The organism is Pseudomonas syringae pv. tagetis (genome assembly GCF_022557255.1).
Taxonomy (GTDB): Bacteria; Pseudomonadota; Gammaproteobacteria; order Pseudomonadales; family Pseudomonadaceae; genus Aquipseudomonas; species Aquipseudomonas caricapapayae.
The window spans coordinates 3,148,338-3,164,536 of record NZ_CP092923.1; the positions used below are offsets into that span (position 1 = coordinate 3,148,338).

At 55.2% G+C, this 16,199-nt stretch carries 12 protein-coding genes; 7 read left to right on the forward strand and 5 right to left on the reverse strand.

Annotation, left to right across the window (positions count from 1 at the left end; translation table 11 throughout):
* Positions 1-515 precede the first annotated feature (515 nt).
* Genes MME58_RS13915 through MME58_RS13930 form a run of 4 tightly spaced genes read right to left on the reverse strand, consistent with a single transcriptional unit; the run spans position 516 to position 3,816 of the window.
* Positions 516-1,346, reverse strand: a complete 831-nt coding sequence (locus MME58_RS13915; RefSeq protein WP_055005064.1) for a toll/interleukin-1 receptor domain-containing protein — start codon at positions 1,344-1,346, stop codon at positions 516-518.
* Positions 1,347-1,399: 53 nt separating this feature from the next.
* Entirely contained in the window at positions 1,400-1,843 is a 444-nt protein-coding gene (locus MME58_RS13920) for a TIR domain-containing protein (RefSeq protein ID WP_055005063.1), read from the reverse strand.
* Positions 1,844-1,854: 11 nt separating this feature from the next.
* Positions 1,855-3,288 carry an SIR2 family protein gene (locus tag MME58_RS13925; protein WP_055005062.1) on the reverse strand — a complete coding sequence of 478 codons (1,434 nt, stop codon included), beginning with the start codon at positions 3,286-3,288 and terminating at the stop codon, positions 1,855-1,857.
* A gap of 24 nt (positions 3,289-3,312) precedes the next feature.
* Complete coding sequence (locus MME58_RS13930; protein WP_055005061.1) at positions 3,313-3,816, reverse strand: toll/interleukin-1 receptor domain-containing protein; 504 nt, start codon at positions 3,814-3,816, stop codon at positions 3,313-3,315.
* Positions 3,817-4,531: 715 nt separating this feature from the next.
* Between MME58_RS13930 and MME58_RS13935 the strand changes: the two genes are divergently transcribed.
* Positions 4,532-6,856, forward strand: coding sequence for a UvrD-helicase domain-containing protein (locus MME58_RS13935; protein WP_055005060.1), 2,325 nt, complete (start codon positions 4,532-4,534; stop codon positions 6,854-6,856).
* Positions 6,857-7,011: 155 nt separating this feature from the next.
* Here MME58_RS13935 and MME58_RS13940 read toward each other — a convergent pair whose 3' ends face one another.
* Positions 7,012-8,307, reverse strand: a complete 1,296-nt coding sequence (locus tag MME58_RS13940; RefSeq protein ID WP_055005059.1) for a hypothetical protein — start codon at positions 8,305-8,307, stop codon at positions 7,012-7,014.
* Positions 8,308-9,982: 1,675 nt separating this feature from the next.
* On the opposite strand from MME58_RS13940, the gene MME58_RS13945 reads away from it, so the two are divergent.
* From MME58_RS13945 to MME58_RS13970, 6 genes are read left to right on the forward strand one after another with little or no spacing between them, the layout of a single operon-like run.
* Positions 9,983-10,720, forward strand: a complete 738-nt coding sequence (locus MME58_RS13945) for a FadR/GntR family transcriptional regulator (RefSeq protein WP_055005058.1) — start codon at positions 9,983-9,985, stop codon at positions 10,718-10,720.
* Positions 10,717-11,733 (forward strand): ABC transporter ATP-binding protein, encoded by a 1,017-nt coding sequence (locus MME58_RS13950; protein ID WP_055005057.1) that lies wholly within the window; start codon positions 10,717-10,719, stop codon positions 11,731-11,733. Before MME58_RS13945 ends, MME58_RS13950 begins: the two co-directional genes overlap by 4 nt.
* Positions 11,730-12,851, forward strand: a complete 1,122-nt coding sequence (locus MME58_RS13955; RefSeq protein ID WP_055005056.1) for an ABC transporter ATP-binding protein — start codon at positions 11,730-11,732, stop codon at positions 12,849-12,851. Before MME58_RS13950 ends, MME58_RS13955 begins: the two co-directional genes overlap by 4 nt.
* Positions 12,848-14,350, forward strand: coding sequence for an ABC transporter substrate-binding protein (locus tag MME58_RS13960; protein WP_055005055.1), 1,503 nt, complete (start codon positions 12,848-12,850; stop codon positions 14,348-14,350). Before MME58_RS13955 ends, MME58_RS13960 begins: the two co-directional genes overlap by 4 nt.
* A 28-nt stretch (positions 14,351-14,378) precedes the next feature.
* On the forward strand, positions 14,379-15,323 hold the full coding sequence (locus MME58_RS13965; protein ID WP_055005054.1) for an ABC transporter permease: 945 nt from the start codon (positions 14,379-14,381) through the stop codon (positions 15,321-15,323).
* Positions 15,323-16,195, forward strand: a complete 873-nt coding sequence (locus MME58_RS13970) for an ABC transporter permease (RefSeq protein ID WP_055005053.1) — start codon at positions 15,323-15,325, stop codon at positions 16,193-16,195. Before MME58_RS13965 ends, MME58_RS13970 begins: the two co-directional genes overlap by 1 nt.
* The last annotated feature ends 4 nt before the right edge of the window (positions 16,196-16,199 follow it).

Below are 16,199 nucleotides of genomic sequence, written 5' to 3' on the forward strand. Positions count from 1 at the left end.
TCCGGATATTGACGGGTACGCTTCCACATACCAGATCAATGCAATGAAGGTCAGCCCCCTTGATCTATAAGTCCATCTGCACCGCGCTGCAGGTATCGCCAAGGGAATCTGTTCGGTGATCAGATCACAACGGTGGGCGAATCGTTGAAGTGCTACAGGGGCGGGCCGGGCGATAGGAATGCTCGGATTTGACCTAGATCGGCGGGCAGAGGAGCCGTGCGAGACCTGGTTCAATTTGGTCAGTTAATCATTGAGTCCCGACACCAGTGTATCGTTAAGATCGCGAAGCCTAAGGTTAGGCACCACTGTTCCATTCTCGCCGGAGGGCCAGGCATGATGACATCTCAAGTAACTCCATCATTTCGGGTTTGCAGCACGCCTGCGAGGAAGATTTTCAGGCAGCTAATGAGCGCAATGTAACCCGGGCCCTGCAGCATGCTCGGCGCATACAGGGCGCACTGCGGATCATAGTAATGCGCGCAACCTTAATGCTAACTCCTCGTTCCACCAGTCAATTATAGAGCGTGCAGCTCTCTACGGCGTCGATAGTAGTCACTCTCTAAGCTGAACTGGGTGTACAACGAATCCAGAACTTCTGCGCCACGCGCATTGCTCGGCAATTGGGCAAACCATTCACGTAACCCATGACCGTAAACAGTGGGCAGATGATCATTGAAGGCCTCGAAAGCCATCAGGTATTGCATGCTCTCCAAGCTCATGGTGTTAAACCCCTTGACGCTGTCGAGGAGGGTGCCTTGCAAACGCTTCAGAATCCTCTGCGGCGCAGCATGCCTTACCTGGAAGCTAAACTGGAGCTCAGAGAACAGCCACGGCGACAGAGTTCTTTCAGTTGCGCTATAGGTTAAAGGTACAGACTTCTCAGTGCGAACAAAGATGAAAGTTTCGGCCTTCGCTATCGTACGGTGCAGAGCACTGGTCAACATCATGTGGACGTCCGCGCTAATGCGAAGTTTAAGTCGATCCGCCGTCTCACCTGTAGATGGATGCACGGCCGAAGCAATCGTGTTTACCAACTCGGGGTAAAAGCCCCATACCGTTGAGTCAACGAAAACCTTCAGGCCGCGACTCTCTAGTGCAATCGCTAGATCAATAGCTTTGCGCTGGTCTGCATGGGAATGGGACACGAAGACGTCATATTTAGCTTCAGGAAAGATCTGGTTGGACAATGCCTCGGCATCTAGTATCTGGCGACCCGCGTAAGTGCCGATGATGTACTGCGCTAAATTACCCACCCGGCCTTTGGCCTGTGCTTCGTACAGGTCTATACGATTACCAACGTAGCCGTTAAGCGATTCAAATTGCTGGATTTCAAAACCTAAATACATCCGTGAGTCCTTTTTCTTAGGAGTGTGGCGCCGGAGCGCCACATGAAAACTGGCTATGGTTTTCCGGCCGCCTTGGCTGCGGTCTCAATCCATGCACCGAGGTTTTCACGACCTTTGCCATTATTCCACTGGTAATGCGGGGCTCCAGGCACGCGTAATGAGCAACAGGTAGTCGTCTGGCCTTTGAGATCTGCAATCTGGCTGACATCGACTGTGAATATTCCATTTCCACGGGCGACGCTCTGCTCAATCTCGTATTTCACCCACTTGCTCTTGTCAGTAGTTGCACCGATAAGCACCACCGTCACGCTTGTGCCATAAAGCTGATCGTTGATCCATTTCTTGATAGCTGCATCACCTTGACGCTCCACTTCTTCAAAGTCAGCTTTGTCGATGAAGCCTACCTTGTCGTCGGATGCGATTACATTGCTATTACGCACGTTCATTGCACGCTGAACGTCCTCGTACTGAAAGCTGAAGAAAACCTTTCTTGCCATTTTTATCGTCCTTAAATGAGTGGTAGCAGGGATAGGATAATTTCGTGAGCGCGTCCTAAAGTGGTGCTTGAAGCGCCCAGTTCGTGTAGCAGGGGGGTAACATTTTTGCCATGCTCGTACTTCGATTCATCAAATGTCTGGATGACCTCGTTCCAAAGCTCAGCGGAGATGGAGCCGGTAACGCCGACCGGGATCACAAAAATGCCTTTGGCTACAGCGATCTCGAACTCTTCGCGCATACCGTTTGACAGAACCAGTTGGCCCTCTTTGTCAAGCTTATTGCCAAACAAGAAGAGTGCAATGCCCGCATGGGCCAACATGTTCTGGCGGTATTCAGTCCAGAGTTCAGGTAGCTGGCGCTCACCGGATTGACTCTGCGGAAACGGTCTCAGGATCAGTTGGTCACTGTCCAGACGATGCCCGTTCATAATCGTCTGTTCTAATACGCCTGTAATCACAGCGCTGCCGATGCCTAGGCCGAACCCAGAGATCACGCGGTATTGTAGCTCGCTGATCGCTTTGCTGAGTTTGTAGACGAACTGCTCAGACTCCACCTGTGTCCACGGGCTGTAGTCATGGGCAGCTCCAGAGATGAAGATGGTCTTGCGCTTATGCCGGCGCTCAATCTCGTGCAGGATTACGGTGATCTGCGAAAAATCGTCTACATAGATTGCTTTTATTCCGAAGCGAAGCAATTCCTGCTTGAATAGTTGCTCCTTTCTCTCGCGATACTCAAAGTCAGCCTGATCCTCATTCTCTTCCTGGCTGACCTTACGAAGAATGCAATAGTGCTGACGCTGATGTTTCGCGTACTGGATACGTACTCTGCTCAAGATGTAGTCAAGATTGGGATCGGTGAAGCTAAATCCTAGGAACAAGAATGTCTTGGCGATCAAGTCACCACTGAGCGCAGTTATGAATGGCTGCATTTTGACGTGGTAGTGTTCGTAGTCATCCCGAATCAAAATCGCTTCTGATGCATGCTCGACGTCTCCGTGCATCTTGTAAACCACAGCGTCACGCTTTCGCTTCGTTGTGGCTAGCTGCTTAACGGTGTACTTGACGTCAGGAACCTTCTCGTTGTCTTCCAGCGCGGTTTCGATGAGCTTGTCGTAGTTCGTCGTCCAGTACGTCTGGATCGGCAACCTCGCAAGGATTTTATGATTGTCGGTAGGCTTAACCTTGGCCGAGAATTCAGTCACTAGCATTTGGTCTAGCTTAGATCGGTTGGTAGCGTTGGAATTAGCGTGATATTGCGCCAACGCCACTAAATCCGTTTCCTTGTCGATATCAAGGTCAAGCTCTTCCGCGACTGGCCGCAGTAGCGTTTTCCAGTTCACGAAGCCGGCACCCTGGGAGAAGCCTGCGCCTGCAAAGATCGCGAGGTTTCCTTCCTCCAGCTCCGTAGACAGGGTGTCTATGAGGCGTAAATGTTCCTTTTTCATTCCTGCAGTACCATAGAAGTGGAGTTAGAGGCCGCGTACCCAAGTGCCGTTGCCACGCGTATCAAAAAGCGCGAGGCCGGGGGTACCAGTAATCCGAGGCACGTCAATTTTGTTGTAAAGGTTTAGGTATTCGTTGCCGTAGAAATTGCCCTGGTTGTCTTGAGTAGGAACAATCGCAATGCGGTCATGAGCTTTCCTGCCGTCCGCAAAACCGATTTCCCATGGGCACCAGCGTGAGGCGGTAGAGTGTTGAGTAGCGAGTAAGAGAAACCAGTCAGCTTGAACGATGGCCACTTTGATGTTGAATGCGGTTTCGGCATCGGGAGTTTCTGGCATCGTACGGTCTTGCCAGTCAATGTAGACATCCCAGCCCGCTTTCTTCAAAAGCTCCTGGAGGCCCAAGGCAAGTACGGCGTCTGTATGGCTGTGGCTGAGGAAAGCTGTGGGCTGACCGCTGCGTTTAGAAAATTGGCCTTGGAGGTAGCGGCTGTAGCCGGCGGTATACAGATCGGACTGACGAATCGGCATGAGAGCTTCCCTAGCAATTACGGCAAAATGCCACCTTTTGGAAAACTTCTCAAGCTACTCCGGTTAACCAGGCCTTTCGCCAGTGATATAGCCAGATACATGACTGCTCCATGGATCGAGCAGCCCCGCATTCGGCACCTGCACCCGCACCCGCACCCGCACCATTACCCACTCTAAGCGGGACACACGTCCACCCGACGTTATGCATGGCGCAAAAATTGGTTGTTGAGCTGGTTTACAGCGATATTGGTGCCTTGATACAGCGGCAGGCTACAGGCGCTTAAATCTACTCGCTAGCTGAGCGTGTTCCCGTGGCTCAGGTTCTGCCCGTCATGAAGAGAGAACGAGCCTTGCTGTACTCACCATGACGGCAGCTGCACCAAAGGCTGTTAGGGTCGTATATTTCTTCCTCTACCATTACCATCATCATCGAACGCCGAGCTAGAGCCTCCGGTAGGTGATGGCTTGGCTCCGTATAATAGAAAATTGCACTTAATAGGGTTACGGCGTGGGATCAGCAGAACAAGGAAGGCCACAAGAAGGGGCGGATGGGATCCTGTCAGCGCGGGGAATTGGGGCCCGCATTCTGTCGGCCCTTGCATCGGCTGTCCTGCGCTCTCAGCGTACTCATGACAAGACATCGTGGGAGCATGGATCTCGGCACGGTTACGTAAATGGCTTAAATGACGGCAGCCAAGCCGGTTACAAGGAAGGCTTGGAAAAGGGTCTTGAAAAAGGGCATGCAGCGGGGGCACATGAAGGTCATCAGCGAGGACTGAACGAAGGCATCGAAGCTGGAAAGCGAATCATTGAGTTGCGCCCCGGGCGTGCCGTCAAAGCCCAAGGCCCCATGGTCGACCAGAACCTGTTCGGGAACTGGCGCTTCCGTATAACTGCCGAGGTTGAGCGGGAGGTTAGGGAAAAAGTTTCCCGATACCTAAGTGGGCAGGAGCCTACCGCCGATCAATGGGAGATGATTTTTTCAAGGGATCCATCGACCTGTATCGTCGCCGGTGCCGGCAGCGGGAAGTCCACCACAATGGTGCTCCGCCTCCTGGTGTTGCATAAGTATCTTGAAATACCCAAAGAAAGAATTGCCGTAGTGACCTTCACCCGTGAGTCCCGCAAAGACTTCAGGCGCAAGCTCGCCGACGTTTTTGCGCTGTGGGATATAGCGCTCACGGATGAGGTTACCGGGCAAATCGTGAGGACGTTTCACTCTAGGATTCTCGACTTCATACGGTGGAGCCAGACTCACGCCAAAGTGACTGCTTTCGAGTTTTTCTCGCTTAGTAGTGACGGCGAGGAGGAGGGCGACGAGGTCGAGAATGCGCTCGACATCCGCCTCTCGTCCGAGCAGCTAGACCTGATGAATGCAGCTTACCAACATGTGTATGAGACTGACCAAACCTTCCAAGGACTCATAGCCCAGCTGGTACGTGCTTCGGCGGAACCATCCTCATTAAGCGCTAACTCGACAGAAGCTAAGAAACGTATCGGTCGTATCCGCGAATGCTCCCAGCGAGATGAAGAGTTGACCGAAGCGGTCGAGCGCCTCTGGCGTGCTGCCGGTGCCTGGCCTATAGAGGGAATCGAGCCTGGGCCGCTTCCGCTGACGCTGAAGGGGTTGGAGTTTTTCGCTAATGGCTACTGTGAGGAGCTGAACGCCTACGTCGTCCTTGGCGTGGGTAGAAACGACCGAAAGTTGTCTCTACAGTCCATGCCATCTATGAGGCTGACTGGCGCGACCACCATGAAGAAAACGCTCTTCCAGGTTTACTGCGATAAGGGCATCTTGTTTCTGGACAACTACGCCGAAGCGGCCGCGACGCTCGATGTCCTACGAGGGCATGTAAGCAGGTGTCCAAAATTTGATTATCAGATCGACGGGGAGCTGGGGGAGGCGCCCGTAATGCAAGCGTTCCATTCTGCAGCCTCATTTCTAGAAAATCTGGGGCTCGATGTTACGGATGCCGTACGACACATGAGCTTTCAACCCAAAAGCACCGATGCGATTTTCTTCCACGCTCTCGCCATTTTCTGGCCGGCTTTCAACGATTACCTAGCTAGGCAATCCCCGCCCATTTTTACCTTCAACAAAATGTTTGAAATGTTCGGCGAGCGAGGTGCGGCCAATCTGGAGCAGCTTCCGGATGATGTCTTCATGCCTATGCTGCATCTGCTGGTAGATGAGTTTCAGGACTGTGGGGCCAATACCATCTCATGGCTTCGAGCCGTCTTCCGAGAGGCACGGCATAGAGGGCTCAGCGTTACCACAGAAACCGCGGTCTACCCGGCATCGCTTATGGCGGTGGGTGATGACTGGCAGAGTATTTATGGCTGGAGGGGGAGTTCTCCAAAATTCTTCGAAGATTTCGAAACCTATTTCCCATCCCCAAGTACTACTCACGTACTCATGAAGGAAAATTACCGCTCCCAACAGATGGTCATTGATGCTGCCGAAAGCCTGGTGCAAACGATCACCACCAATAAGGACAAGCACGGTATCGCGGCACATCCCAAGGTCAAAGATCTTACCTTTCCAGTCAAGGTACTCGATCGCGATGACAATCAACTGGCTGAACTCGTGGAGAAGCATTTCGAGCAGGAACAGACAGTCCTTGTCTTGTATCGCAAAAATGACACCAAGAAGGAAGTACGGATCAAGCTCAGCTCGATTTTGGCGAAGGCACGAAAGCTTAAGCGAGCAAGCAGCATCAAACTACTGACCTACCACGGCTCCAAAGGGCTGGAGGCGGACGCAGTATTCCTTGTCGGTGATTGTGCTCAGATGACTACTTCGCCGCATCGGAACATGGCATATGAGCAAGCACAGCTAGGTAACCCCGGCGACCCTACACCCTATGATACAGCACAGGGCCAAGAGACTTTACGTCTGGCGTACGTGGCTATCACCCGCGCCAAGCGGCACTGCTACTGGTTCGTTGAACCGGCGAAGCCCACTAAAGGCGGGTTAGTCAGCGCGCTGGCGCGCGTGCCATTCCGGCAACCATTTTTTGAGGATTTGAGAAACCAGTGACTGGCAAGAAAACTGGCGGTTGAACGGCTTCGCCGCAAGGAACAGGCTAAACAGCTGCAATCCCGAGTGATCATGCCGTCCTGAGATCCAGCTTCATGAGCCCAAGGATTGGGGCAGGGGCCTGCAGTCTTGAATATCCGTCCAAAAGCGGCGACTTAAGTGCGGTTACACTGACCGTGTGTTGCTCCGTTGGAGGTTGTCCCTGCATGCTTGCGCAGCCATTGTGAAGCTGGCAATTTGTCTCTAACCCCAATATTCGGCCATGTGTTTACATCTTGTAGTGGCTCGAGGGACGTCATTGCAGCGGGTGCCCATTCGGCAGCCTTGGCGGACTTCCTTAGTTCAAGAAACGTGAGCGCCGCGCCAGCTTGCATCTGCTCAGATCCTTTCCAGTAGCTTCTCGATGCGAAAGCCCCTTGCTGTAGCTGCGCTAAAACGTTGGTTGCGAATCGAGCAAAAAGGTCGATTAGCGTATGGCCGCCATACGCGTCAGCGCCGTCTGCCTGGGGCAGCAAGAAGCTATGAGGGCCCAGCTCCGGATCTCGTTCGTAGCGGAACTGGGCGAAGCGCTGAAAATAGGCACAGAACTGGGGATTCAGCGGATAGCGTTTCCCAGGGTAATGGGGGCTTTCAAACCAATCAGGGCATGCATCTGTGGCTTTAAAGTGAGAGAAGGTAAGCTTCAACACAGGCGTAGATCCCAATGCGCGCAGGGGGATGTCGGAATAGACCGCTACGGCAGCCATGAATAGGAAAGGCTGCCACTGGCCGTCTCGCTCTGCCAGTGAAACAGCTGTTCTCATCACATCTTCAAGCTGTGCCGGCGTAAAGGTCGTTCTGATCTGCCGACGCAGCACCGCGAAATTTTTGCGCCTCAGTTCGTTAAAGGGATTCGGTGTCGTCACGCTTTTCGACTCTATGATATAGGCAAAAAATTCCCTCCCGCGGCTGAGATGACTGTCACGGTGGTGAGTGGCGCTGAGGCCTGCGTCGGTAGACGATTCAGACAGGTACTTTCTAACTATCGGCCGCCATTCGTCATTAATAGGTTTAATCGCGAAATCTGTTTTTGTTTTCATCACATAGCGTGTCCAGCCACCGCTTGAGACCCACGACATTGGCGGACGCATGATGAAGCGGATGAACTCCCTAGCATCAGAATCCTGCCACTCCGTTAACGGCTTGCGTTTGATCGACCAGCTCCAATGCATCATTGATTCGATCACTGGGCATAAGACTTTGTAGTGCCGCGCAGTGAATTTCGCGCTTTGGCATTGCTGAGCTAGGAAATCGATTCCCAAACGCCAGGTCAAATGCGGCTCAAGGGCGGCGTCAATGGAATCAAGCCGGTTACGCACGTCGCTGTTGACCGGCCGCAGCAAGCCTAGGTGTTCGCCCAACAAATCGTAAGGCGGAAATAACGGGTAAGGCACGAATGTGTTCGGCGTCACGCTCAGCTCCTTCAGCCGGCCAGCTAGATCGACATGCAAGCATAGCCGCCCTTGAAGAGCTTGACATACGTGGCAGTAGGTCAATGATAGAAGGTCGAGGGTGATAGCGTTCCTTACGCCTAGAGCGATAGCGCCGACCGAGGTCAACGAATGGAAAGCCTAGCGAGGTGCCAGTCGTCGAGTGGTCAGCTGAACGTGCAGGAGAAGCGTAAAATGCAATCGGAGTCACTGACTGGTGCTTGAGTTTGCGAGGCGGATGTTTTCAAACTGAACCCCACATTATGGCTTTTACGCCGTTCGAATCCGGGCAGAAGGAAAGCCAACCCTAAGAGAGGGTGATAGATATGCTTGGCAACTGCTTGATTTGCAGGGTTTATGGTCAATGCCTGCAAATTATGGTTTACGAGTACCGGTGACAATCGAGCCGTCTGGAAACACATGGATACAATTTAACATAATATACATTATGCGCAACAAGGTATTACGCACTGAGCTCAGTCCCAGGCAGATGTCAGGCCTGCCTCCAGAATGCGTTTCTCACGATCTTGACCTGGCCACGTTTTCCGAACGTCAATCTCACAGGCATTTCAGTTTCTCTCCGCGCTGATCGATACCTTCCATTTGATGCACCTCCATCCAGCGCTAACACAAAATGCACAGCATCATATTTTCCGAGCCCATGCATTCCTCCGATCATTCAGCTCGGTTACTGACGAGCACATTTACATCTCAGCGTACACACGCTACTGACAGCCGATGCGATTAAAAAAACTCAAGGGCTACCGCACATTGCAGCTATTCGGGATACAGCCAAGACAGGAACGTCAATGCTGGCTTGGTGGCCTGGCTTAAAGCTCCGCGGATCCACTTGACCGAGCCAGGCTGTTTACGCCTTGAAAACGAGCGCTAAATCGAGCGCTTCAAGCATGGGATTGGCCTCAGCATTAAAGCTTGCGTATTCACCTGTCCGAGCCGAAGTTACAACATGGTTATCCTCTTACCGGCATGACACATTGCGGGCGTGTAAATCCAGCCTTTAATACGGCGGATTACAGTGTCAGCGCAGCTTATAGCCCGCGCGGTATGTCGGCCGGGTAACAAAACGAAGGCAACCGCAATGTGTCATGAAACCTGTTAAAGTCAGTCGACCTCTACCGCCGCTCCGCGTCCCTTGCAACTACCCGTTCCAACTCAACTAAACCACCATTTAGTTGAGTTATCCCGTTAGCTACCTGGCAGACTTACTTATTAAGTGCCCTATCGCCTCGTCAGCCATACATCCAAACCGCTACAGGCTTGTCGCGAGTCCTTACTGCTCTGACGAATCCTGTGCTTACTAGTAAGACTGCTCGGCTTCGGTAGCGCTGGGTAACTGCCTACAAAATGCGCGCCTCACTGGCGCACCATGCCCGCATTGATGCAAAAAGTCCGTACCACCTGAAAAATTGGTTCACCTGCCAGCGAACCAATCCTCTTTCATACCCTGAACCTACTTGGAGAACCATTGAGAATTGGCCATCAAGCCTTGATCACTGTTAATCAGCAGACTTATTGCCGCTCAAAACTGGCCGAACCAATTTTCATTGGCATCGCTCTTGCACTCTCCCCTTTGCCGTGAATCTCTGCCTGTAGGCAGCTCAGGGCACTTTTTTTCTGGTCTGGCGCGAGTACCACGATGCAAAGGTTCGACCCTGACACCCCTATCGACAACTCTTCAAAACTGGCACTGGATGCCTTGCGCCAGATCGTTGCCCAGCAAGCTGCATTCCCGCAGCGAGCGTTGCCCACGGAACGGGACCTGGCTGCCGACTTCGGTGTTAGCCGACGGGCGATTCGTCGAGCTCTGTCGGTACTCGAGGCTGAAGGCCAGATCTGGCGGCGGCAAGGCAAAGGGACCTTTGTCGGACCGACCCCACCCAGCGCCGCCATGAGCTTCGCCCGCCTGTCCGGCCGGACCAATTTCAGTGAGGTCATGGAGGCTCGCCTGCACCTGGAACCGGCACTCGCCTCATTGGCCGCAGTACGGGCCAATGGCGAACAAATGGCGATTCTGCGCCGCCTTGCCGAGCGCACCACTCGCCAGCAGGTTGCCGAGCAGACCGATGCCGAAGGCATTGAGCTGTGGGACAGCGCCTTGCACCGAGCCATTGCTGAAGCAGCGGGCAATCGATTGATGCTGGATATCTTCGAAATGCTCGATGCGATCCGTCTGGACCCAACCTGGCGTGATTTGCGCCAACGGGCGCGCAACGCCGACCGGCTCGACACTTACAGCCACGATCACGACGACATCGTTACCGCTATTGAAAGCCGAGATCCGATCAAGGCAGCCACAGCCATGCGCGGTCATTTACGGGCGCTGCAACAAGCGCTGGATAACGTCATCAATCAAGATCTGGAGGCCAGCTCATGAGCGCCACCGCCTACCCCGCAGAAACCGTCGATAGCACAGTGCTCAGCATCAGGGACCTGACCGTTCGCTTTGACGGTGCGCCCGCCAACGTTGTCGACGGCGTTTCTTTTTCCGTCAATCGCGGCAAGACCCTCGCCATCGTCGGCGAGTCCGGCTGCGGCAAAAGCGTGACCTCAATGGGACTGATGGGCCTGCTGCCAGCGACTGCCAAGGTCGGTGCCAGTGACTCTTTACTGATAGATGAAGCCTTGCTGGGCATGTCCGAAGATCGACTGCTGGATGTACGCGGCAACCGCATGGCGATGATCTTCCAGGAACCGATGACCTCTCTGAATCCGGTCTTCACCATCGGTGAGCAGATTGCTGAAAGCGTGATGCGTCATCAGGGGCTTTCAGACAAGGCCGCCCGCCAGCGGGCTCTGGACATGCTGGAAAAGGTCCGCGTGCCGGACGCTCGCCAGCGGCTGGACGCCTACCCGCATGAACTTTCGGGTGGCATGCGTCAACGCGCCATGATTGCCATGGCGCTGGCCAATGATCCTGCACTGATCATTGCGGATGAGCCGACCACTGCGCTGGACGTGACTATTCAGGCGCAGATCCTTTCGCTGATCGCCAACCTGCAGACCGAGACCGGCACAGCGATGATTCTGATCACTCACGACCTGGGCGTGGTCGCCGAAGTAGCCGATGACGTCATGGTCATGTACGCCGGACGCGTCGTGGAAAGCGGCCCGGTGAAAACACTGTTCGACGATCCGCAGCATCCCTACACCATCGGCCTGATGGGTTCGATGCCATCCATTGGCCCTCGCGAAGGCCGTCTGGCAACGATCAACGGCCGGGTACCGACGCCGGCAGAAATGCCAGCGGGTTGCCGCTTTGCCGGTCGCTGCCCGTTCGTGATCCAGCAATGCAGAGATGAGCGTCCGCCGCTGCTCGAGCTGTCTCCAGGACACTTCGCCGCGTGCATCCGAGCGCCTTTGGAACAGCATGTGGGAGTCAGTGCATGAGCCTTTCCGAACACAATATCGCCAGCACGAGCGGCAGTGTGCAGAAACCCATTCTCGAGAGCATCGGCCTTAGCAAACACTTTGCCGTTGAAAGCGGCCTGTTCCAGGCGAAGAAGCCACCGGTGCAGGCCGTCAATAACGTCAACTTGTCTGTCCGCAAAGGCGAAACGCTGGCGCTGGTGGGCGAATCCGGCTCGGGTAAATCAACCCTTGGCCGCCTGCTGCTCAATCTGCTGCAGCCAACTTCAGGTGATGTGATTTACGAAGGCCGTAACCTGGCCAACCTGCCGCCGGAAAAACTGCGTCAGGTACGTCGAGATTTACAGATCATTTTCCAGGACCCGTTTGCGTCGCTGAATCCGCGCATGACCGTGGAATCCATCGTAGGCGAACCGATCTGGCTGCACAGCGAAGCCAGCCGCAGTGACCGCCAGGCCAGGGTCGCTGAGTTATTGCGCACAGTAGGTCTCGCCCCGGAACACAGCGGTCGGCATCCCCATGAATTTTCCGGCGGTCAGCGCCAGCGCATAGGCATTGCTCGCGCACTGGCTTCCGAGCCCCGTTTGATACTCGGTGACGAGCCGGTGTCGGCGCTCGACGTTTCGGTGCAGGCACAAGTGGTCAACCTGCTCGAAGACCTCAAACATCAGTTCGGCCTTACCCTTGTGATTGTTGCTCATGGACTGGCCGTGATCCGCCATATGAGTGACCGCGTGGCGGTGATGTATCTGGGTGAAATCGTCGAACTGGCGCCGGTCAACGCGCTGTTCGAAAACCCTCTGCATCCCTACACGCAGGCGCTGATGGCTGCTGTGCCGGTCAGTCATCCCGACCAGCGCCAGCCACGTCCTCTGCTCGGCGGAGACATGCCAAGCCCGAGCCGCCCTCCTTCGGGTTGCCGTTTTCATACCCGTTGCCCGCATGCCCGCGCACTGTGCAAGGAAGCAGCGCCAGTCATGGAAACAGTCGACACCACACGCCAGGTGGCCTGCCACTTCTGGCGAGAGCTCGCCAATGCAGGCAGCGGAACGTTAATCACAACACCCAGCGCTGCATACACGCAGCGCCTGAATCTGTTCAAGACCCATCAATCCCTTGCAGTGGAGAGCCAGCCATGAAAATCGCACGCGTCATGACAGGAACATTGTTATTGCTGGCCGCCAACGCCGCGTTTGCCGAATCGACGTTGCGCATCGGCATTCAGGACGATCCCGATGTGCTTGATCCGCATCGTTCGCGTACCTACTCCGGTCGACTGGTCTACACCGCATTGTGCGACAAGCTGGTGGACGTCAATCCGGACCTGACGTATGCACCACAACTGGCTACGGCATGGAACTGGAGTGCGGATGGCAAAACCCTGACCATGAGCTTGCGCGAAGGCGTTACGTACCACGACGGCGAGCCCTTTGATGCCGCCTCGGTGAAGTTCAACCTGGACCGCGCGCGCACCCTCCCCGACTCCCTGCGCAAAAGCGAGCTTGCCTCGGTGGACAGCGTGGAAGTGGTTAATGCAAAAACCATCGCCATCAAGTTAAAGCAAGCCGATGCAACGCTGGTTTCGCAGCTCTCGGACCGTGCCGGGATGATGCTTGCGCCGAAAGCTGCTCAGGGCGATTTCGCCTCCAGCCCCGTATGTTCAGGTCCTTACAGATTTGTGCAGCGCGTGCAGCAGGATCGAATCGTTCTGGAGCGTTTTGACCACTACTGGAACAAGCAGGCTTACCATTTCGACAAAGTAGTGTTCCTGCCCATTCCGGATACCTCGGTGCGCCTCGCCAACCTGCGTTCCGGCGACCTTGACATCATCGAGCGCGTTGCACCCACTGATGTAAAGACCGTCAAAAGCGACAGCAAGTTGGCGATCTACAACACTCCAGGCCTGGGCTACATGCAGTTGATGTTCAACATCGGCAATGGTGAAAAAGCCAACTCGCCGATGGGCAAGGACAAACGCGTACGTAAAGCGTTCGAGCTGTCCATAGACCGCGATGCCATTAACCAGGTGGTGTTCGAGGGCTTGTATGCGCCAAGTGCCCAGCCGTTCCCGAAAAACAGTCCGTATTACGACAAGGATCTGCCGATCCCGGCGCGCGACATCGAAAAAAGCAAAGCGCTGCTGGCTGAGGCCGGTGTGAAATTGCCTTTGGCAGTTGACCTCAAAGTGGCCAACAACCCTATTGCGCAACAGGTAGGGCAGATCATTCAGGCAATGGCGGAAGAAGCGGGTTTCAAGGTTAACCTGGTTGCGACTGAGTACGCCACGATGCTTAGCGAACAACAGAGCGGTAACTTCCAGATCGGCATGAGCGCCTGGTCGGGTCGCCCGGATCCGGATGGCGATATCCATCAGTTCGTGACCTGCAAAGGCGGCCAGAACGACGGCAAGTACTGCAACGCCAGGCTCGACGAACTGCTCAACCAGGCGCGCACTGTAAACGACGTTGCACAACGCCAGGCTCTGTACAACGAAGCCTTGCGTTTACTGGCCGATGAAGTGCCGACCGCCTACTTGTATTTCGATCCGCGAATCATTGCCCTGCGTAATAACGTGACCGGTTTCGTCCCTAACCCGGACGGTCTGATTCGTCTGACCAATGTCGCGTTCAAGCCATGACTGACGGGCGCAACTGCGAGGTTCCGGTATGCTGATGTTCATCCTGCGACGCCTGCTCGGCTCGATACCGACGCTGATTCTGGTTTCGCTGTTCGTCTTCACCCTGCAAAAGCTGCTGCCGGGTGACCCGGTGCTGGCGATGGCCGGGGAAGAACGTGATCCGGTGGTCATGGAATACCTGCGCGACAAGTATCGACTCGATGACCCGATCCCCCTGCAGTATCTGAACTGGGTCGGCAACGTATTGGCCGGCGACTTCGGCACCTCGCTGCGCACCGAACAACCGGTAACTACGTTGCTCGCGTCCAAGCTGCCGGTCACCATTGAACTGGCTGTGCTGGCCTTGCTGATTGCGCTTTCGATAGGCATTCCGACCGGAATCATTTCGGCGGTACGCAAAGGCTCCGCCGTGGATTACGGTGCCAACGTGATAGCGCTGTCGGGCATTTCCATTCCGCACTTCTGGCTGGGCATCCTGCTGATCATGGTCTTTGCAGTGAAACTGCAATGGCTGCCCGCCTCCGGCTTTGTGCCGATGGGTGAGGACTTCGGGCAAAACCTGAAGACCCTGATACTGCCAGCATTCGTGTTGGGTGCAGGGCTGTCGGGAATACTCATGCGCCACACCCGCAGCGCCATGCTGGAAGTATTGCGCACTGACTACGTGCGCACAGCCCGGGCCAAAGGCCTGTTCCCGCGCACGGTGATTTTCAGGCATGCGTTGCGCAACGCGTTGATGCCCATCGTCACGCTCACGACCTTGCTGTTTGGTGAGCTGCTCGGCGGCGCGGTGCTGACCGAGCAAGTGTTCAGCATTCCAGGTTTCGGCAAGATGATCGTCGACGCGGTATTCAACCGTGACTATGCCGTGGTGCAAGGTGTGGTGTTGTGTGTCGCGATTGGCTTCGTGATGTTGAATCTGCTAGCCGACGTGCTCTACCGCCTGATCAATCCACGCCTGAGGACTGCCTGATGACCGCTATTGCCAGCCTCCCGCACAGCGCGACCCTGCCCCGCAGCCGCTCACCGTTCCTGAAAAAATTCCTCGCTAACAAAGGTGCCGTGATTGGCGCGGCGGTATTGTTGCTGTTTGTCCTGGCAGCCGTTCTGGCACCCTGGATCGCGCCGCACGACCCACTCAAAGCCAACTTCCTCGCCGTACGCAAAGCCCCTTCGCTGATCTACTGGCTGGGTACCGACGAATTGGGTCGCGATCTGCTTTCACGCCTGCTGTATGGCGCCCGCAGCTCGCTGCTGGCGGGCGGTGTCTCGGTGGCCATCGCCATGTTCGTCGGCGTACCGTTGGGGCTGCTGGCAGGCTATTTTGGGGGCAAGCTGGACATGATCATTTCACAGGTCATGGAAGCGCTGCTGTCCTGCCCTTTTCTGGTCCTGGCCATTGCTTTGGGTGCCTTTCTGGGCCCAAGCCTGTCCAATGCGATGATCGCCATCGGCTTGTCCGCCATGCCGATCTTTGCCCGACTGACCCGCGGCCAGGTGCTGTCGATCAAGCATGAGGATTATCTGGAAGGTGCCCGCGCCATCGGTCTGCCGGATCGCTGGATTATCCTGCGCTACGTCCTGCCCAACGTCATGTCGCCGCTGGTAGTGCAGGCAACGCTGACCATCGCTTCCGCGATTCTGGCTGAAGCCAGCCTGTCGTTCCTTGGCCTGGGCCAGCAACCGCCGTCGCCGTCCTGGGGATCGATGCTCAATACTGCGAAGAATTTCATGGAGCAGGCTCCGTGGATGTCGATTGCGCCGGGTGTGGCGATCTACATCACGGTCCTGTGTTTCAACCTGTTGGGTGACGGCCTGCGCGATGCGCTGGACCCCAAGGGCTAAACCT